Genomic DNA, 465 nt, shown 5'->3' on the forward strand with positions numbered 1-465 from the left:
GCCGTTGTAGTCGGTGGTGGAGGTCATGTAGGTGGTGAGGGCGCGGTACCAGACGGCCGCGGCCTTGTCCTTGCCGATGCCGCCGAAGCTGTCGCCGTTGCACGTGGTGCCGTTGTGCGGCAGGCCGCCGATGGTCTTGGCGCCGGTGCCCTCGGCGGTCAGGTAGAAGAAGTGGTTTCCGATGCCGGACGAGTAGTGCACGTCCACCGAGCCCGCGTTGCTGTTGTAGCAACCGAGCGAACTGCCGTCCAACGTCGGGTCGTCCATCCGGCGCAGGTAGCCGTTGCCCATGTTGAGCTTCTCGCCGATGTAGTAGTTCCCGGGGTTGACCGAGTCGTTGGCGTAGAACTCCACCATGGTGCCCATGATGTCGCTGGTGGCCTCGTTGAGGCCGCCGGACTCGCCGGAGTAGTTCAGGTTGGCGGTGGCGGCGGTGACGCCGTGGCTCATCTCGTGGCCGGAGAC

Annotated in this window: 1 protein-coding gene; it reads right to left on the bottom strand. The window is 65.6% G+C overall.

Annotation, left to right across the window (positions count from 1 at the left end):
* The coding region (locus IEZ12_RS36660; protein WP_189278664.1) for a M4 family metallopeptidase at positions 1–465 on the bottom strand (465 nt) is incomplete at both ends.

It is taken from the genome of Kitasatospora griseola (genome assembly GCF_014648555.1).
GTDB lineage: Bacteria > Actinomycetota > Actinomycetes > Streptomycetales > Streptomycetaceae > Kitasatospora > Kitasatospora griseola.